At 65.2% G+C, this 17858-nt stretch carries 15 protein-coding genes and 1 pseudogene; 3 read left to right on the forward strand and 13 right to left on the reverse strand.

Annotated features, from left to right (window positions below; all coding sequences use genetic code 11):
- The 7 genes from A5906_RS34300 to A5906_RS34330 all read right to left on the reverse strand — a co-directional run.
- Window positions 1-749, reverse strand: a 749-nt coding sequence (locus A5906_RS34300) for a helix-turn-helix domain-containing protein (protein WP_245327024.1), incomplete at its 3' end; no start/stop codon positions are given.
- 183 nt (window positions 750-932) lie between these two features.
- Complete coding sequence (locus A5906_RS34305; protein ID WP_080139550.1) at window positions 933-2606, reverse strand: adenylate/guanylate cyclase domain-containing protein; 1674 nt, start codon at window positions 2604-2606, stop codon at window positions 933-935.
- A gap of 150 nt (window positions 2607-2756) precedes the next feature.
- Window positions 2757-3164 carry a F0F1 ATP synthase subunit epsilon gene (locus A5906_RS34310; protein WP_080139617.1) on the reverse strand — a complete coding sequence of 136 codons (408 nt, stop codon included), beginning with the start codon at window positions 3162-3164 and terminating at the stop codon, window positions 2757-2759.
- 137 nt (window positions 3165-3301) lie between these two features.
- The gene (gene atpD, locus A5906_RS34315; RefSeq protein ID WP_018643884.1) at window positions 3302-4735 is read right to left on the reverse strand and encodes a F0F1 ATP synthase subunit beta; all 1434 of its coding nucleotides are present in this window, start codon (window positions 4733-4735) and stop codon (window positions 3302-3304) included.
- An 83-nt stretch (window positions 4736-4818) separates the two neighbouring features.
- The gene (locus A5906_RS34320) at window positions 4819-5691 is read right to left on the reverse strand and encodes a F0F1 ATP synthase subunit gamma (RefSeq protein ID WP_080139551.1); all 873 of its coding nucleotides are present in this window, start codon (window positions 5689-5691) and stop codon (window positions 4819-4821) included.
- A gap of 144 nt (window positions 5692-5835) precedes the next feature.
- Entirely contained in the window at window positions 5836-7365 is a 1530-nt protein-coding gene (atpA, locus tag A5906_RS34325; protein WP_080139552.1) for a F0F1 ATP synthase subunit alpha, read from the reverse strand.
- Window positions 7365-7925 (reverse strand): F0F1 ATP synthase subunit delta, encoded by a 561-nt coding sequence (locus tag A5906_RS34330; protein ID WP_080139553.1) that lies wholly within the window; start codon window positions 7923-7925, stop codon window positions 7365-7367. The genes atpA and A5906_RS34330 overlap by 1 nt, the downstream gene beginning before the upstream one ends.
- Window positions 7926-8574: 649 nt before the next feature.
- Here A5906_RS34330 and A5906_RS34335 point away from each other — a divergent pair.
- On the forward strand, window positions 8575-9075 hold the full coding sequence (locus A5906_RS34335; RefSeq protein WP_080139554.1) for a septal ring lytic transglycosylase RlpA family protein: 501 nt from the start codon (window positions 8575-8577) through the stop codon (window positions 9073-9075).
- A 378-nt stretch (window positions 9076-9453) separates the two neighbouring features.
- On the opposite strand, the gene priA is transcribed toward A5906_RS34335, so the two are convergent.
- Together priA and A5906_RS45565 are read right to left on the reverse strand one after the other, a co-directional pair.
- Window positions 9454-10938 (reverse strand): replication restart helicase PriA (priA, locus tag A5906_RS34340; RefSeq protein ID WP_245327053.1); only part of this gene is annotated, 1485 nt, incomplete at its 5' end.
- A 2-nt stretch (window positions 10939-10940) separates the two neighbouring features.
- A pseudogene (locus A5906_RS45565) lies at window positions 10941-11670 on the reverse strand (primosomal protein N' family DNA-binding protein); the annotation flags it as partial.
- 113 nt (window positions 11671-11783) lie between these two features.
- On the opposite strand from A5906_RS45565, the gene A5906_RS34345 reads away from it, so the two are divergent.
- Together A5906_RS34345 and A5906_RS34350 are read left to right on the forward strand one after the other, a co-directional pair.
- Window positions 11784-12749, forward strand: a complete 966-nt coding sequence (locus A5906_RS34345) for a tyrosine recombinase XerC (protein WP_080139556.1) — start codon at window positions 11784-11786, stop codon at window positions 12747-12749.
- Window positions 12750-12831: 82 nt separating this feature from the next.
- On the forward strand, window positions 12832-13422 hold the full coding sequence (locus tag A5906_RS34350) for a DUF4337 domain-containing protein (protein WP_080139557.1): 591 nt from the start codon (window positions 12832-12834) through the stop codon (window positions 13420-13422).
- A gap of 178 nt (window positions 13423-13600) precedes the next feature.
- Here the strand turns inward: A5906_RS34350 and A5906_RS34355 are convergent, their stop codons facing one another.
- From A5906_RS34355 to odhB, 4 genes are read right to left on the reverse strand one after another with little or no spacing between them, the layout of a single operon-like run.
- Window positions 13601-14131, reverse strand: coding sequence for a hypothetical protein (locus A5906_RS34355; protein WP_080139558.1), 531 nt, complete (start codon window positions 14129-14131; stop codon window positions 13601-13603).
- A 34-nt stretch (window positions 14132-14165) separates the two neighbouring features.
- The gene (gene lpdA, locus A5906_RS34360) at window positions 14166-15566 is read right to left on the reverse strand and encodes a dihydrolipoyl dehydrogenase (RefSeq protein ID WP_080139559.1); all 1401 of its coding nucleotides are present in this window, start codon (window positions 15564-15566) and stop codon (window positions 14166-14168) included.
- Between the two features lie 58 nt (window positions 15567-15624).
- Window positions 15625-16386 (reverse strand): SDR family oxidoreductase, encoded by a 762-nt coding sequence (locus A5906_RS34365; RefSeq protein WP_136615685.1) that lies wholly within the window; start codon window positions 16384-16386, stop codon window positions 15625-15627.
- A 52-nt stretch (window positions 16387-16438) separates the two neighbouring features.
- Window positions 16439-17680, reverse strand: a complete 1242-nt coding sequence (gene odhB, locus A5906_RS34370; RefSeq protein ID WP_080139560.1) for a 2-oxoglutarate dehydrogenase complex dihydrolipoyllysine-residue succinyltransferase — start codon at window positions 17678-17680, stop codon at window positions 16439-16441.
- Window positions 17681-17858: the final 178 nt, after the last annotated feature.

Here is a 17858-nt window from a genome sequence, read left to right on the forward strand (position 1 = left end):
AGGGTGAGATGCATGCGCTCATGGCGGCCGTTCTGCTGCGGCTTGCCAGGAGCAATGCGCTCCGGCGTCACTCCGGCCTTGATCAGGTTCACCGACAAGCGCGACAGGCCGCCCGCACCTCGCGAAGCAAAGGGAGAGCCATTGTCCGACCGCAGGAAGTTAGGCAATCCGAACTCGCGGAAGGCGGCATCGAGCACCGGCCAAACATGGTCAGTGTCGGTGCGGGGCAATGCCTGACAGCGCAGAAGATAGCGGCTGTGGGCATCGGTGATCGTCAGGGGCTCACATCGATCGCCGTCACCCGTCAGGAACCAGCCCTTGAAGTCGATGCACCAGACGTCGTTGGCGGCTTCACATGCGGCAAAGGGCGCGCTCGAAGGCGGGCTGCGACGGCGCAGCTTGCGCCTTACCGTCAACCCTTCGCGATCAAACAGCTCTCCGATCGTGCTCGCCACTGGCCACTCGGTTTTAGGCGCAGCTCGCTCCAGATAAGCTCTCACCTTCACTGGCCCCCAGGTTGGATGCGCCCGCCGGACTTCAAGGCAGCGCTCCGCAATTTCCGGCGCAATCGCCTGCGGATGATGCCGTGGAGCCCGCGAGCGATCGAGCAGGCCGGCTAACCCTTCTTCCTCATACCGCCCCAGCCATTTGTACCCGACCCGGCGGCTCACATTGAACCGCCGGCAGAGGGCAGCAAATGACTCCTCGCCCTTCTCAGCCGCCAACACAAAACGCATCCGCTCGTCCACGGCACAGGTCTCCTTCCAACCCATCGGCAAGGCCCTCCTTGCCGACCAATTGACCTGTTACCCATGTCGCCGGTCTAGACTGTTACCCATGTAGCCGGTCAGGACCCGCTGCGCTCTCTCCCCCCTTGCGGGAGAGGGAACGCAGCGTTGCCCGCGCACCAGTCGACTTGATCCGAGAGAGGGCTAATTGATCGGCCCCACCGTGAACGGGCCGATGGCGATGACGTGGCAGTCGCTGTCGCGCTTGGCACAGTCGGCGAGCGCGGAATTGACGGCGGTCTGCTCGTCGGCGGCCTTCAGGCCGAGGCCGGGGCGGCCTGCGGTGCCGACGGCGACGGCGTTCCAGCCCATGGCGTCCGCGAGCTTGTGCACGACCTCTCCGCGAGCATCCGCCCCGATCTGGGCGTTGGTGGCGGGGTAGAAGAGACCGGTGATCCGGAGCAGGGTCGGGATCGGCACGACGAAATTGTCGTCGATGGCGACGACCACGCAGGGCACGCCGGCGATCGCGCCACACGATTCCAGCGAACGCCGCGCGGCGTCCTCGGCGGATGATGCGCCCAGCACCATGAAATATTGTCCGCCCGGGCCGAGCGCGACCGAGCGGGATTTCGCCGCCGGCACGAACATGTTCTCGAGCCTGACCTTTTGCGGATCGCGCACGATCGGAAAATCCTTCGAGACGAACGCCCGCTCGGTCACGGCGTCATGCCGGAAGTAGGGAGCCGGCGGCATCGGCGGCTTGCCGTGCGCGTAGACGACGTTGTTGCCGACCGCATAGATCTCGCAGCGCCGCGGCGATTGCGCGGCATCGGCGCGCTTCTGGCACTGTTCGACCGCAGCGTTGCGCGCGGCCTCCTCGTTCGGCTGGTTCAACGCCGAGCCGGTGAAGCCGCCGATATTGAGCGCAAAGGCCTTGTAGTCGCCGGCCGCGGAATATTCGCTGGCGAGATAGTTGCGGACGCGTTCGTTGATGAAGGGCACGCTCTCGGCTGCAAGCTTGCCTGTCATCGCCGGGGCGGGTGACGGCGCTGGCATCGGCGCCATCGCAGCGCCGGCATTCGACGGAGGCATCGCAGCCATTGGCGCCTTTGCCGTTTGGGTCGCCGGGGTCGGCGACGCGGCCATCGCAGCCGGCGTGGGGCTCGGCGCAGCACTGGGCGTCACGGCCGGCGGGGCTGCAGCCGTCGCCGTCTGCTTGAGCTTGGTGTTGTAGAGGAAGCCGGTGACGACAATGCCGACGATCGAGACGACGGCAACCACCAGCGGCCACATCCACACCGGTGCCGCGGCCATCTTCGACGCCGTCTTCTTCAGTTGCGGCTTGGAATAGCTGCCGTCTTCACGCCGCATCGCCACCATGTAGGCGTGAACGGGCGTGGGGATGTTCTTCACCTCCTGCGCGCCGATATCGGCGAACTGCACCGACAGCTTGTTGGCGACCTGCTCGTGCACGGCGCGGGAGACGCAGATGCCGCCGACCTCGGCAAGGCCCTCCAGCCGCGCGGCGATGTTGACGCCGTCGCCCAGCAGATCGCCGTTGCGCTCGACGACGTCGCCGATGGTGATGCCGATACGGAACGACATCTGCCGACTCGGCGGGTACGCCATGTTGCGGGTCCGCAGGGATTCCTGAATGTCGATCGCGCAGCGCACCGCATCGACCGCGCTCGGGAATTCCGCGAGCACGGCATCGCCCGCCGTGTTGAAGATTCGGCCGCTTGCCTTGGCGATGAAATCGTCGATGACTTCGCGGTAAGAGGCCAGGCGCCGCAGCGTCTCCTCTTCGTCCTCCGCGACCAGCCTCGAATACCCGGCAATATCGGCTGCGAAAATCGCCGCGATCTTGCGTTTCATCTGTGACCCGCCCCGGAATAAATTCGCAAGCGCAGAATGCCGCTCTTGGCGACGCTGCGCAACAAAGTTTCAGCGCCCGCCACGGTGAGTGACGAGCGCTGAACTTGTTCAGGAATTTCAAACCTGAGCCCCGGAGCGGTGCCCCGGGGCTTAATGCATAGCCGTGGTGTTGAGCTCGTGCTGGATGCTCTTGTAGTGGTCGAGTCGCGCGATGGCCTGATCGAGCTCGCCGCCTTCGTGCTCCTTCAGGTTTTCTTCCATCTCCGCGATCGTCTCGGCGAACTGGGCACGATCAAGCTCGTCCAGCGAGGTCGCGACGTCGGCCAGCACGGTCAGGCCCTTGTCGGAGACTTCGGCGAGGCCGCCGAGCACGATGACCTTCTCGCGCCTGCCAGCAGTGGTGATGGTGAGAATGCCGGGCCGAATCGCGGCCACGACCGGCGCATGTCCGGCCAGCACGCCGAAATCACCCTCGACGCCGGGGATGTCGACCTGATCGACCTCACCCGAGAAGGCGAGCTTTTCCGGCGAGACGAGATCGAAGTGGAAGGTGGCCATGGTGTTTCCGCTTGCTTTGCTTGTCACCCGCGGGCTCGACCCGCGGGTCCATCCATCAAAATTCTTAACTGATGGATCGCCAAAACTTCAGTTCGAAATCGCGCTTCGCGCTTTAGTCCGGCGATGACACCTGAAACTTAGGCCGCTTCAGCAGCCAGCTTCTTGCCCTTCTCGACCGCCTCTTCGATGGTGCCGACCATGTAGAAGGCAGCCTCCGGCAGGTGGTCGTACTTGCCTTCCACCAGGCCCTTGAAGCCCTTGATGGTGTCGGCGAGGTCGACGAACTTGCCGGGCGAGCCCGTGAAGATTTCGGCGACATGGAACGGCTGCGACATGAAGCGCTCGACCTTGCGGGCGCGGGCCACGGTCAGCTTGTCCTCTTCCGAAAGCTCGTCCATGCCGAGAATGGCGATGATGTCCTGAAGCGCCTTGTAGCGCTGCAGCACCTGCTGGACCTGACGGGCGACGGCGTAGTGCTCCTCGCCGACGACCAGCGGGGAGAGCATGCGCGAGGTCGAGTCGAGCGGGTCCACCGCCGGGTAGATGCCCTTTTCAGCGATCGAGCGCGACAGCGTCGTCGTCGCGTCAAGATGCGCGAACGAGGTCGCCGGCGCCGGGTCGGTCAAGTCGTCGGCCGGAACGTAGATGGCCTGCACCGAGGTGATCGAACCCTTCTGCGTGGTGGTGATGCGCTCCTGCAGCGCGCCCATGTCGGTCGCCAGCGTCGGCTGATAACCCACCGCCGAAGGAATACGGCCGAGCAGCGCCGACACTTCCGAGCCGGCCTGGGTGAAGCGGAAGATGTTGTCGACGAAGAACAGCACGTCCTGGCCCTTGTCGCGGAAGTCTTCCGCGATGGTCAAACCCGTGAGCGCGACGCGGGCGCGGGCGCCGGGCGGCTCGTTCATCTGGCCGAACACCAGCGCGCACTTCGACTTCACGCTCGGATCCGGATTGTGCGGATCGGCGTTGACCTTGGACTCGATGAACTCGTGATAGAGGTCGTTGCCCTCGCGGGTACGCTCGCCGACGCCGGCGAACACCGAGTAACCGCCGTGCGCCTTCGCGACGTTGTTGATCAGCTCCTGAATCAGCACGGTCTTGCCGACGCCGGCGCCGCCGAACAGACCGATCTTGCCGCCCTTGGCGTAGGGGGCGAGCAGGTCGACGACCTTGATGCCGGTGACGAGAATTTCGGCTTCCGTGGACTGGTCGGTGTAGGTCGGCGCTTCCTGGTGGATGGCGCGCAGGCCTTCCGACTTGACGGGACCGGCTTCGTCGATCGGCTCGCCGATGACGTTGATGATGCGGCCGAGCGTGCCCTCGCCGACGGGAACCCGGATCGGCGAACCGGTGTCGGTCACTTCCTGGCCGCGGACCAGACCTTCGGTGGTGTCCATCGCGATGGTGCGGACGGTGGACTCGCCGAGATGCTGGGCGACTTCGAGCACCAGGCGGTTGCCGCCGTTCTTGGTCTCGAGCGAGTTGAGAATGGCCGGGAGGTGGCCTTCGAACTGCACGTCGACGACGGCGCCGATGACCTGGGTGACGCGACCGACCTGGGCTGCCATTGAATGTCTCCTTCGATCCGAACTTTTAGTCTGCGGTCAGCTTGACCGTGATGTTGCGTTTGACGGGTGTTGAAGCGCCTTGATCAGACTGCTTCGGCGCCCGAGATGATTTCGATCAGTTCCTTGGTGATCTGCGCCTGACGCGTGCGGTTGTAGACCAGCGTCTGCTTGCGGATCATTTCGCCGGCGTTGCGCGTCGCGTTGTCCATCGCGCTCATCTGCGCGCCGTAGAACGAGGCGTTGTTCTCGAGCAGCGCGCGGAAGATCTGGACCGCGAGGTTGCGCGGCAAAAGGCGGGTGAGGATCTCGTCCTCCTCCGGCTCGTATTCGTAAGAGGTCGTGCTGGCGGCAGCGCCCTCCTCGACCACCAGCGGAATGATCTGCTGGGCGGTCGGGATCTGCGCGATCACCGAGCGGAAGCGTGAATAGAACAGCGTGCAGACGTCGAACTCGCCGGCCTCGAATCGGGCCAGAACCTTCTTGGCGATGTCCTCGGCGTTGACGAAGCCGAGCTGACGCACGCTGCGCAGGTCGAGATGCTCGACGATCTGCTTGTCGAACTGGCGGCGGAGCTGCTCGTAGCCCTTGCGGCCGACGCAGAAGAACTTCACTTCCTTGCCCTGGTTCATCAGTGCGAGCGCGCGCTCGCGGGCAAGACGCACGATCGAGGAGTTGAAGGCGCCGGACAGGCCGCGCTCGCCGGTGCAGACCAGCAGCAGGTGAACCTGGTCGCGGCCGGTGCCGGCCAGCAGCGGCGGCGCGCCGGGCGAGCCGGCCGCGGCGCTGGCGATGTTGGAGATCACCGCGCTCATCTTGTCGGCATAGGGACGCGCCGCTTCCGCCGCGGTCTGCGCCCGGCGCAGCTTCGAGGCTGCGACCATCTGCATGGCCTTGGTGATCTTTTGCGTCGCCTTGGTGGAGGCGATGCGGACGCGCATGTCTTTAAGTGACGCCATTCTTCGTTCACCCCGGCGGTTCGACTGAAGCGTCGGACCGCTAGCCTGTCCCTATCGCAATGCCCGGCCGGGCGCCGGGCACGCTTCTTATTGGCTTGCCTCTCGCGAAGCGGTCACGGCCGGACGGATCCGGCCATGCCTGAATTACGCGAAGCTGTTCGCGAAACCTTCGACCACCGACTTCAGCTTGCCAGCGGTGTCGTCGGAGAGATCGCGGCTGTCGCGGATCGAGTTGAGGATGTCGACGTGCTTGCCGCGCAGCAGCGAGAGCAGGCCGTCCTCGAACGCGCGCACCTTGTTGAGCGGGAGCGGATCGAGATAGCCGTTGGTGCCGGCCCAGATCACGCAGACCTGCTCTTCCATCTTCAGCGGCGAGAACTGCGGCTGCTTCAGGAGTTCGGTGAGGCGCGAGCCGCGGTTGAGCAGGCGCTGGGTCGAGGCGTCGAGGTCGGAGCCGAACTGCGCGAACGCCGCCATTTCGCGGTACTGCGCGAGCTCGCCCTTGATCTTGCCGGCGACCTTCTTGGTGGCCTTGGTCTGCGCCGAGGAGCCGACGCGCGACACCGACAGACCGACGTTCACCGCGGGACGGATGCCCTGGAAGAACAGGTCTGTCTCCAGGAAGATCTGGCCGTCGGTGATCGAGATGACGTTGGTCGGGATGTAGGCCGACACGTCGTTGGCCTGGGTTTCGATGACCGGCAGCGCCGTCAGCGAGCCCGAGCCCTGGTCCTTGTTCAGCTTCGCCGCGCGCTCGAGCAGGCGGGAGTGCAGGTAGAACACGTCGCCGGGATAGGCTTCGCGGCCCGGTGGGCGGCGCAGCAGCAGCGACATCTGGCGGTAGGCGACGGCCTGCTTGGACAGATCGTCATAGATGATGACCGCGTGCATGCCGTTGTCGCGGAAGTACTCGCCCATGGTGCAGCCGGTGAATGGCGCGATGTACTGCATCGGCGCCGGATCGGAGGCGGTGGCAGCGACGACGATCGAATATTCGAGCGCGCCCTGCTCTTCCAGCACCTTCACGAACTGCGCGACGGTCGAACGCTTCTGGCCGACCGCGACGTAGACACAGTACAGCTTGATGTTCTCGTCCGGCTGCGCGTTGAGCGGCTTCTGGTTCAGGATGGTGTCGAGCGCGATCGCGGTCTTGCCGGTCTGACGGTCGCCGATGATCAGCTCGCGCTGACCGCGGCCGATCGGGATCAGGGCGTCGATCGCCTTGAGGCCAGTCGCCATCGGCTCGTTCACCGACTTGCGCGGAATGATGCCGGGCGCCTTGACGTCGACGCGCATGCGCTTGTCGGCCTGGATCGGGCCCTTGCCGTCGATGGGGTTGCCGAGCGCGTCGACGACGCGGCCGAGCAGGCCCTTGCCGACCGGCGCGTCCACGATGGCGCGGGTGCGCTTGACGGTCTGGCCTTCCTTGATTTCACGGTCGGCGCCGAAAATAACGACACCGACGTTGTCGGTTTCGAGGTTCAGCGCCATGCCGCGGGTGCCGTTCTCGAACTCGACCATTTCACCGGCCTGGACGTTGTCCAGACCGTAGACGCGGGCGATGCCGTCGCCGACGGACAGCACCTGTCCGACTTCGGAGACTTCAGCTTCCTGGCCGAAATTCTTGATCTGGTCCTTGAGGATCGCGGAAATTTCCGCGGCGCGGATGTCCATCAGCCTGCCTCTTTCATCGCGTGCTTGATCGAATTGAGTTTGGTGCGAAGCGAACCATCCACCATGCGGCTGCCCAGCTTGACGACGAGGCCACCGATGATCGAGGGATCGACTTTCACGTTCAGCGCGACGTCCTTGCCGGTCACCGACTTCAGGGCAACCTTGAGGGCGTCGAGATTCTTGTCAGAGAGCGCTTCCGCCACGGTCACGTCCGCCGTCGTCTCGCCTTTGAACTTGGCGACGAGGGCACGATAAGCGCGGATGACGTCGGCCACCGCGAACAGGCGGCGGTTGGCGGTCAGCACTTTGAGGAAATTGGCGGAGATCCCGGCGATGCCGGCCTTGTCTAGCACGGCCGACAGGGCTTTGGACTGGGCGTCGGCCGCGAACACCGGGCTGCGGACGAGGCGCTTCAGATCGGCGCTCTCGGTCAGCAATGCATTGAATTTGTCGAGATCGGCTTTGACCTCGTCGACCACTTTCTGGTCGCGGGCCAGTTCAAACAAGGCCGTTGCATAACGGCCGGACACACCTGAAACGGACGTATCTTCTGCAGCCACAGACGCGCTCTTTTTGCTGTCAAACTCGCAAGGGAAAAACCGTCGCCACAAAGCGGCGCCTAGCGATCCAAGCCCTTGGAATTCAAGCGGGACTTCGATTTTCGGCCGACACGGGAGGTGCCGGGTCCGTTAAAATCGCGGCTTTGCTAACATAGCAGGCGCGCACGTGCAACATGACGCCAAATTAAAGGCACGGGGTTCTGTCGCCAGTTCGTCGCAGCCTGTAGGCATGCCGCGACGGACCAGGCGACGACCTGCCACGCCACGGAATTGCCGCATGCCTCGCCGCGGCTGAACCCTCACTGGTTCCTGCCCCCAGCGCATAGCCGCCATGAACACGGATCGCTGAGCCGTGATTCTCGACTGCTCCGCTCCACTGGCTGAATACTTTCCCAATTCTAAACGCTGAGGGCGATGACTTCGTATTACAGTATTAGCAAGTAATAATGAAGTTAATAAATCGTTAAAGCCAAAGATTACGGAACATCGGCTGAATATCGTGCGGCGGTAACAAGATATTTCAGGACGACACTTAGCGGATTTACTGCCCAATTCACGCCTCATTAGGAATCGAAACGCCAACTCGCTCACAAACTGATGGGGGCTCCACTAGCCACATATGTGGCAATACTAGCTTAGGGACCACTAAATGCTGTCTTTGAAGACGCTGGGCTCTGTGACCCGGCCGCGCACGGCGATCGCTTTCATTGCCGCAACTCTCATCGTCGGTGGAACTGCCACCGAGGCTTCCGCGAAATCCAGGCATCATCGGCACCATCATCACCGCCACGACGCCCAGGCCGACACCAACGCGACCCCCGATTGGCGCAACGCCAATGCGGCGATGACGCCGTCGCAGGGCACCGGCCGCAGCTTCTCCGGCATGGCGTCCTATTACGGCAACGAGTCCGGCAGCCGGACCGCCTCGGGCGCGCGCTTCAACCAGAACGCCCTGACCGCCGCGCACCGCTCGCTGCCGTTCGGCACCAAGTTGCGCGTCACCCACCGCGGCCAGAGCGTGGTCGTCACCATCAATGACCGTGGCCCGTTCATCCGCGGCCGTGTCCTCGACCTCTCCACCGGCGCTGCCCGCGCCATCGGCCTCACCGGCGCCGGCGTCGGCCGCGTCACCGCTGAAGTCGTCTCTTAAGGCGCGATAAGCGCCTCACATTACCCGCGCACTTTCCATCAGTTTGATGCGCGCATGAAAACAAGCCCGCGGTCTTGGGGGACCGCGGGCTTTTTTACGTCCCGTCATTGCAAGCGCAGCGAAGCAATCCAGAATCTTCCAGCGGAAAGACTCTGGATTGCTTCGTCGCAAGGGCTCCTCGCAATGACGTGGATGGAGGGCACACTGCGTTCCCTCCCCCCTTGCGGGGGAAGGTTTAGGGAGAGGGGTTCACACGGGGACGCTCTCCATCGCCTTAAGAAACTTTGCCACACTCACTGACACCATTTCCGGGGCCACCCCTCTCCCCCGCCCTCCCCCGCAAGGGGGAGGGACACAGGGTGTCTTGCGGCGCCAGCGCTACAAGAAGCTCTGCGGATCGACGTCGACTTCGAGCTTCTGGTTGCCGGTCGGTTTCGGGCACACTGCGAGCCAGTTGCGCAAATAATCCGAGAGATCGAAGCCGCGCGCCGATTTCACCAGGATGCGGAAGCGGTAGCGGCCCTTGATGACGGCGAGCGGCGCCTCGGCCGGGCCCAGCACCACCACGCGCTCGTCGCGCGGCGCGAGCGCAACGAGACGGCGGCCGAGACCTTCCGCGCTCGGCCGGTCGCCCGCGGAAATGATCAGGCTCGCCAGGCGCCCGAACGGCGGATAGAGCGTCTTCTCGCGCAGATCGATCTCGCTGTCGTAGAAGGCCTCGCGGTCGCAGGCGATCAGCGCCCTCATCACCGGATGATCGGGCTGATGGGTCTGCAAGTATCCGACGCCGCGGCCCTGCTCGCGGCCGGCGCGGCCGATCACCTGGTTGAGCAATTGCCAGGTGCGCTCCGCCGCGCGCGGATCGCCGTTGGAGAGGCCGAGATCCGCATCGACGACGCCGACGAGATTGAGCCTCGGAAAGTTGTGGCCTTTTGCCACGAGCTGGGTGCCGATGATGATGTCGACGCGGCCCTCCGCGATCTCGGCAAGCTCGCTCCGCATCGTCTCGATCGAGGTGATGAGATCGCTCGACAGCACCATGGTGCGCGCGTCCGGGAACAGCGCGGCCGCCTCCTCCTGCAGGCGCTCGACGCCGGGGCCGACGGCGACCAGCGATTCCTCCGCCGAACAGTGCGGGCAGAGAGGCGGGCGGGGCATCGAGAACCCGCAATGGTGACAGACCAGGCGCTGGCGAAAGCGGTGATCGACCAGCCAGGCATCGCAGATGGTGCAGGCGAAGCGATGGCCGCAAGCACGGCACAGTGTCAGCGGCGCATAGCCGCGCCGATTGAGGAACAGCAGCGCCTGCTCGCGCCTTTCGATCGCGGTTCTGATCTCGCCGGCAAGCCGCGGCGAAATATAGCGGCCGCGCGCAGGCGGCTCGCGGCGCAGGTCGATGGCCTCGATATGCGGCATGTGCTGGCCGCCGAAGCGCGAGGGCAGCGCGATGCGCTGATAGCGGTTCTTGCGCGCGTTCACCTCCGACTCGACCGAGGGCGTCGCCGAGGCCAGCACGACCGGGATCTTGGCGATATGGGCGCGCACCACCGCCATGTCGCGAGCGTGATAATGCACACCCTCGTCCTGCTTGTAGGCCTGGTCGTGCTCTTCGTCGACGACGATGAGGCCAAGATTGGCGTAAGGCAGAAACAGCGCCGAGCGCGCGCCGACCACGACCGGCGCGCTTCCCTCGGAGATCGCCGCCCAATTGCGCGCGCGGGTGCGCGGCGTCAGCTCGGAGTGCCATTCGATCGGCCGCACGCCGAAGCGCTGCGCGAAGCGGTCGAGGAACTGGCCGGTGAGCGCGATCTCCGGCATCAGGATCAGCGACTGCTTGCCGCGGCGGATCGCTTCCGCGACCGCNNCCGCCTCGAAATAGACCTCGGTCTTGCCCGAGCCGGTGACGCCGTCGAGCAGCGCGACATGGAAGGTGCCGTTGGCCGCCAGCGCGCGCATGGTATCGACCGCGACGCGTTGCAGCGGCGAGAAATCCGGACGGCCGAATTCGGGATCGGGGGCCGGCGGCGGCGCCGGCGGCGGCATCGGCTCGACCGTGAGCGTGCCTTCGTCGACGAGTCCATCGATCACGCCGGCCGACACGCCAGCCTCTTTCGCCGCCTCGGACTTGCCATGGAGCAGCCGGTCCGACAGCACCTCGATCACGCGCTGCCGCGCCGGCGTCAGCCGCCGGGGCGGATCGCCGGTCAGGCGCACACCGGGACGCAGCCGCTCGGGGCCGAGATTCTCGCCCATGCGCAGGCACATGCGCAGCACCATGCCGCGCGGGCTCAGCGTGTAATTGGCGACCCAGTCGACGACCTGGCGCAGCTCGGGCTTCAGCGGCGGAACGTCGAGCTTCTCGCTGACCTCCTTGAGGCGGTTGTGCAGGCGTGGATCGGGGTTGGCGTTTTCGCCCCAGACCACGGCGAGCACCTCGCGCGGACCGAGCGGCACGCCGACGAGATCGCCCGCCTTCAGCTCCATGCCGCGCGGCACCTTGTAGGAATAGGTCTGGTCGAGCGCGACCGGCACCAGCACGTCGACCATGCCGGTCGCGTGGGTGGGAGCGGTCGTGCTGCGCGAGGTGTGATCCATGAAAGGGAGAATCGGAACCTTGGGGTCTTCAGGCTAGCGCCGCGGGGCGACCTTAGCGAACAGTAAACTTGTGTGATGCGATATACTGTGCGGAATCACCACGTCCAGTGCCCATGAGCAAAGCGGCCGCACCCCAAATCGAGCTCGCCAGCGCCGATCCCTCGATCGCGCAGGAGATGGCGCGCTGGCTGTCGCATCTCGGCGCCGAGCGGCGATTGTCGCCGAAGACGCTGGAGGCCTACGGCCGCGACCTGCGGCAGTGCCTCGACTTCCTGTGCGCCCATTGGGGCGAGCGGGTGACGCTCAAGCGTTTCGCCTCGCTGGAAGCGACCGACGTGCGTGCCTTCATGGCGATGCGCCGCGCCGACGACATTGCCGGCCGCAGCCTGATGCGCGCGCTCGCGGGCCTGCGCTCGTTCGGCCGCTTCCTCGAGCGCGAAGGCAAGGGCAAGGTCGGCGCGCTCTCGGCGATCCGCGCGCCGAAGGTTGCAAAGAGCTTGCCCAAGCCGCTGCCGATGGCGTCGGCAAAGCGTCTTGCCGACGCCGACGAACGCGCCGGCGAGGAACGCGAGACCTGGATCCTTGTGCGCGACGCCGCGGTGATGGCGCTGCTGTATGGCTCGGGCCTGCGCATCTCCGAAGCGCTCGGCCTGAAGCGGCGTGAGGTGCCGAAGCCCGGCGAAGGCGACGTGCTGGTCGTGACGGGCAAAGGCAACAAGACCCGCATGGTGCCGGTGCTGCAGAACGTGCTGGAGCTGGTGCAGGAATACGTTTCGATGTGCCCCTATCCGCTGCCGGCGGAAGGGCCGATCTTCGTCGGCGCACGCGGCGGCCCGCTCAGCCCGCGCGTCATCCAGCTGGCGATGGAGCGGCTGCGCGGCGCGCTTGGGCTGCCCGACAGCGCCACGCCGCACGCGCTGCGCCACTCCTTCGCCACACATCTGCTGTCGCGCGGCGGCGATCTGCGCGCGATCCAGGAGCTGCTCGGCCATTCCTCGCTCTCGACCACGCAGGTCTATACCGGCATCGATTCGGAGCGGCTGCTGGAAGTCTATGCCAGCGCGCATCCAAGACGCTGACACACTGACGTCACAAGTTCCTTGCCTCTTGCGCGGGCCGCGCGGTTCGGTCAATCGTGGGCAATCGCAGCAGGAGGGATTTATGAGCGCACATGAAAGCATGGAGCATGCCGAGCACGCCGAGCACGCGTCCGGCTCGAACAAGAAGATCGCGCTCCTGATCGCCGTGCTGGCGCTGTTCCTGGCGATCTCGGAGACGCTCGGCAAGGGCGCCCAGACCGAATCGATCAGCAAGAACGTCGAGGCCGCCAATCTCTGGGCGTTCTTCCAGGCCAAGAGCATCCGCCGCACCGTGGTGCTGACCGCCTCCGAGCAGGGCAAGCTCACGCTGGCTGGCACGACCGACGAGGCCCTGAAGGCGACCGTGCAGAAGCAGGTCGACGACTGGACCAAGACCGCGGCGCGCTATCGCTCCGAGCCCGAGACCGGCGAAGGCACCGAGCAGCTCGCCGAGAAGGCCAAGCATGCCGAGCACGAGCGCGACGAGGCGACCGCGAAGTACCACCATTTCGAGCTGGCATCGGCCGCCTTCCAGATCGGCATCGTGCTGGCGTCCGCCACCATCATCACCGGCATGATCGCGCTCGCCTATGTCGGCGGCATTTTGACGCTCGCCGGCCTGATGATGACCGCCCTCGGCCTGTGGTGGCCGCATCTGCTGCATTTGCATTGAGGGACGATGGGACGCGCCTGAAAGCGCAACACAGACGGTGTCATGCCCCGCGAAGGCGGGGCATCCAGTAGGCCGCAGCTTCTCGGTAACCAACTGACGCCGCGGAGTACTGGATTGCCCGCCTTCGCGGGCAATGACAGTGAGTATGTGGCGACGACACCGAATATGTAGAGGGCAGCTACCGCGCCTCGTGCACGCTCTTCCTGAAGCGCTGGATCAGACGCAGCGTGCGGGCGGACCAGCCTTCGCCGTTGCCGGCGATCAGCTCGCGGATGCGGCGCTTGACCGGATCGACCAGCATGTGCGCCTTGGCGCGTACCTTGAGCACGAGATCGTAGATCCGCTCGAACCAGCGCATCTCCAGCAGCTTGTCACGCGTGACGTCGAACACGAAGGCGGTGACGCCGACGCCGAGCATTTTCGCGAAAACGATCGTGAAGACCGCGCTGGTCCAGTACTCATGCGTGAGCAGCCACAGGCCGACCAGCTTGAGCGGAAACAACGGGATGATGGGGACCGCGAACACGATCAGCGTCATGGCCGGCGACAGCGCGTCGACGCGCTCGGTCAGCCATTGCTTGAAACGTGCGAGCGGGATGGCTGCGACAACCCGCGCGACGATCGGTTCGAGATGGTCCCACAGCCAGGCTTCGATCAGGAAGACGATCGCAAGCAGGACCCAGACCGGTTGAAGAAGGCGGCGCAGCATGTGTTTCCCGCCCGATTCGTCGCTAGGCGCGAGCCTACATATGGATGGCCCGCTTGCCGACTGCAAGCGCGGCTTCCTTGACGGCCTCCGAGCGGGTCGGATGGGCGTGGCAGGTACGCGCGAGATCTTCCGCGCTGCCGCCAAACTCCATCAGAACACAGGCTTCATGGATCATTTCGCCGGCCTCAATGCCGATAATGTGCACGCCGAGCACGCGATCGGTCTTCGCATCTGCGAGAATCTTCACAAAGCCGTCGGTGGTCTGGTTGACCTTGGAGCGGCCGTTGGCGGTAAAGGGAAACTTCCCGACGGTATAAGCGACACCCGCCTGCTTCAGCTCCTCCTCGGTCTTGCCGACGGCGGACACTTCCGGCGTGGTATACACGACGCCTGGGATCACATCGTAGTTCACATGGCCGGCCTGGCCGGCGATGATCTCCGCAACCGCAACGCCTTCGTCCTCCGCCTTGTGCGCGAGCATCGGGCCGGCGACGACGTCGCCGATGGCATAGACGCCCTTGAGGCTGGTGGCGAAATGCGGGTCGATCTGGACGCGGCCGCGATTGTCGAGCGCGACGCCGGCTTCCTTTAGGCCGAGACCGTCGGTGTAGGGCACGCGGCCGATGCAGACGAGAACGATGTCGGCTTCAATCGTCTCGGCGGCCCCGCCGGCGGCGGGCTCCACGGTCGCCTTCAGCGTCTTGCCGGAGGTGTCAACGCCAGTGACCTTGGCCCCGAGCTTGAACGCAAAGCCCTGCTTTTCGAGGATGCGCTGGAATTGCTTGGCGATCTCGCCGTCCATGCCGGGCAGGATGCGGTCGAGGAATTCGACCACAACGACTTCGGCACCGAGCCGCTTCCACACTGAACCGAGCTCGAGGCCGATCACGCCGGCGCCGACGATCAGGAGCTTGCCGGGGACCTTGTCCAGCGACAGCGCGCCGGTCGAGGACACGACGCGCTTCTCGTCGATCTCGATGCCCTTCAGGCGCGCGATGTCGGAGCCGGTCGCGATCACGATGTTTTTGGTTTCAATCGTCTGCGACTTGCCGTCGGCGGAGACCTCGACCTTGCCGGTGCCCAAAATCTTGCCGGTGCCCTTGAGCACGTCGACCTTGTTCTTCTTCATCAGGAACTCGACGCCCTTGACGTTGCCGTCGATGCCCTGCTGCTTGAAGTTCATCATCGCGGGCAGATCGAGCTTCGGCGAGGAGACCGACACGCCCATTTTGGCGAAGGAATGCCCGGCTTCCTCGAACATCTCGGACGCATGCAGCAGCGCCTTCGACGGCATGCAGCCGACATTGAGGCAGGTGCCGCCGAGCGTTGCGTTCTTTTCGACGACGGCGACCTTCATGCCGAGCTGGCTGGCGCGCACTGCGCAGACATAACCGCCCGGTCCGGTGCCGATGACGACGAGATCGTAGGTAGCCATGAGAGGAAGTCCCGTAAGGTTTAGCGTGAGGAGGATGTGTCAGCGTCCGCGCGGCGCGTCAGCGTCCGCCGGACACATCGAGAATGGCTGAGGTGACGTAGGAGGCCTCGTCCGACATCAGCCAGACGATGGCATTGGCGATTTCGTCGGCGGTGCCGACGCGCTTCATCGGCACCATGTGGGCCAGACGATGGGCGCGGTCGGGCTCGCCGCCGGCGGCGTGGATTTCGGTGTCGATCAGGCCGGGGCGGATCGCCGCGACGCGGATGCCTTCGTTCGCGACCTCGTAGCCGAGGCCGACGGTGAAGGAATCGACCGCGCCCTTGGACGCGGCATAATCGACATAGGTGTTAGGTGCGCCGAGCCTCGCAGCAACCGACGACAGATTGACGATGACGCCGCCCTTGCCGCCATGCTTGGTCGACATCCGCTTCACCGCCTCGCGCGCGCAGAGGATGGAGCCGGTGACGTTGACCGCCATGACGCGCTGGATGCGCTCGGCGGACATTTCGTCGACGCGCACGCCGCTCTTGCCGACGATGCCGCCATTGTTGACGAGCGCGCCGAGGGTGCCGAACTTGTCGGCTTCCCTGAACAGGTTGAGGATGTCGCTTTCCTCGGCGACATCGCATTTCACCGCGATGGCCTTGCCGTTACTGGCCTCGATCTGCGCGACCACCTCGTCGGCGGCGGTCTTGTTGCTGGCATAGCCGACCACGACACGAAAGCCGCGCGCGGCCGCCGCAATCGCGGTCGCCCGCCCGATGCCGCGGCTGCCGCCGGTGATGACAACGACCTTATCCGTCACGCGCGCCTCCATGGTTCGACACGCGCCGTCGCGAATGGCGACGGCGCTCGCAGAGCATCAGCGATCAGAGATCGAGCACCAGGCGCGCCGGATCTTCCAGGCTCTCCTTGACGCGGACCAGGAAGGTGACGGCTTCCTTGCCGTCGATGACGCGGTGATCGTAGGACAGCGCCAGATACATCATCGGGCGGACCTCGATCTTGCCGCCGACGACCATCGGCCGCTCCTGGATCTTGTGCATGCCGAGGATGCCGGACTGCGGCGCGTTCAGGATCGGGGTCGACATCAGCGAGCCGTAGATGCCGCCATTGGTGATGGTGAAGGTGCCGCCCTGCATCTCGTCGATCTTGAGCTGGCCGTCACGGGCGCGGCGCCCGAAATCGGCGATGCTCTTCTCGATGTCGGAGATCGACTTGTGGTCGCAGTCGCGCACCACGGGCACGACGAGGCCCTTGTCGGTGCCGACGGCGACGCCGATGTGATAGTAGTTCTTGTAGATCAAATCGCTGCCGTCGATCTCGGCGTTGACCGCCGGGATGTCCTTCAGCGCCTGCACGACGGCCTTGGTGAAGAAGCCCATGAAGCCGAGCTTGGCGCCATGCTTCTTCTCGAACGCGTCCTTGTAGTGCGCGCGCAGCGCCATCACGTTGGTCATGTCGACCTCGTTGAAGGTCGTCAGCATGGCTGCGGTGTTCTGCACGTCCTTTAGGCGCCGCGCGATGGTCTGGCGCAGGCGGGTCATCTTGACGCGCTCTTCGCGGGCGGCGTCATCGGCCGGCGACGGCGCCCGCACCTGCACGGCGGCGGCGGGCTGGTTGACCGGGGTCGGCGCGGAGGCCGCACGCTCGATCGCGGCCAGCATGTCGCCCTTGGTGACGCGGCCGTCCTTGCCGGAGCCCGGAACGGTCGAGGCGTCGATGCCGGTCTCGGCCGACAGTTTTCGCACGGAAGGCGCGAGCGGCGCATCGGCCGGCGGCGCCTTCGGCGCGGCGGCGGCAGCAGGAGCCGCGGCAGCGGCTGCAGGAGCTGCGGCAGGCTTGGCGGGAGCCGCGGCGGGCTTGGCGGCGCCGGCACCATCGGTGATCTGACCGAGCAGCGCACCCACAGCAACCGTCGCGCCATCGGCGGCGATGATCTCGCTCAACGTGCCGGCGGAGGGCGCGGGGACTTCGATGGTGACCTTGTCGGTCTCGAGCTCCACCAAGGGTTCGTCGACCGCGACGGCATCGCCGGCCTTCTTGAACCAGCGGCCGATGGTGGCCTCGGTGACGGATTCGCCGAGCGTCGGCACACGAATTTCAGTCATGGTCTCTTCCTTAAGGGATCGCAAGTAGCGGTCATGAATTTCAAATGTCATCGCCCGCGAAAGCGGGCGATCCAGTACGCCGTGACCTTCGTGATCAGAACGAAAGCCGCGGAGTACTGGATGCCCCGCCCCAGTGCGCAGGTGCGCACAAGGCGGGGCATGACAGAGTCCTAAAAAA

Source organism: Bradyrhizobium sacchari (assembly GCF_002068095.1).
In the GTDB taxonomy this organism is placed as follows: Bacteria; Pseudomonadota; Alphaproteobacteria; order Rhizobiales; family Xanthobacteraceae; genus Bradyrhizobium; species Bradyrhizobium sacchari.

Bases quoted from the DNA above. Each gene is read 5' to 3' on its own strand.
- A5906_RS34320 (WP_080139551.1), bottom strand. From the start codon at position 5,691: ATGGCGTCACTTAAAGACATGCGCGTCCGCATCGCCTCCACCAAGGCG.
- A5906_RS34365 (WP_136615685.1), bottom strand. From the start codon at position 16,386: ATGGAGGCGCGCGTGACGGATAAGGTCGTTGTCATCACCGGCGGCAGC.
- A5906_RS34350 (WP_080139557.1), top strand. From the start codon at position 12,832: ATGAGCGCACATGAAAGCATGGAGCATGCCGAGCACGCCGAGCACGCG.
- atpA (WP_080139552.1), bottom strand. From the start codon at position 7,365: ATGGACATCCGCGCCGCGGAAATTTCCGCGATCCTCAAGGACCAGATC.
- lpdA (WP_080139559.1), bottom strand. From the start codon at position 15,566: ATGGCTACCTACGATCTCGTCGTCATCGGCACCGGACCGGGCGGTTAT.
- A5906_RS34345 (WP_080139556.1), top strand. From the start codon at position 11,784: ATGAGCAAAGCGGCCGCACCCCAAATCGAGCTCGCCAGCGCCGATCCC.
- A5906_RS34335 (WP_080139554.1), top strand. From the start codon at position 8,575: ATGCTGTCTTTGAAGACGCTGGGCTCTGTGACCCGGCCGCGCACGGCG.
- A5906_RS34305 (WP_080139550.1), bottom strand. From the start codon at position 2,606: ATGAAACGCAAGATCGCGGCGATTTTCGCAGCCGATATTGCCGGGTAT.
- A5906_RS34355 (WP_080139558.1), bottom strand. From the start codon at position 14,131: ATGCTGCGCCGCCTTCTTCAACCGGTCTGGGTCCTGCTTGCGATCGTC.
- atpD (WP_018643884.1), bottom strand. From the start codon at position 4,735: ATGGCAGCCCAGGTCGGTCGCGTCACCCAGGTCATCGGCGCCGTCGTC.
- A5906_RS34310 (WP_080139617.1), bottom strand. From the start codon at position 3,164: ATGGCCACCTTCCACTTCGATCTCGTCTCGCCGGAAAAGCTCGCCTTC.
- odhB (WP_080139560.1), bottom strand. From the start codon at position 17,680: ATGACTGAAATTCGTGTGCCGACGCTCGGCGAATCCGTCACCGAGGCC.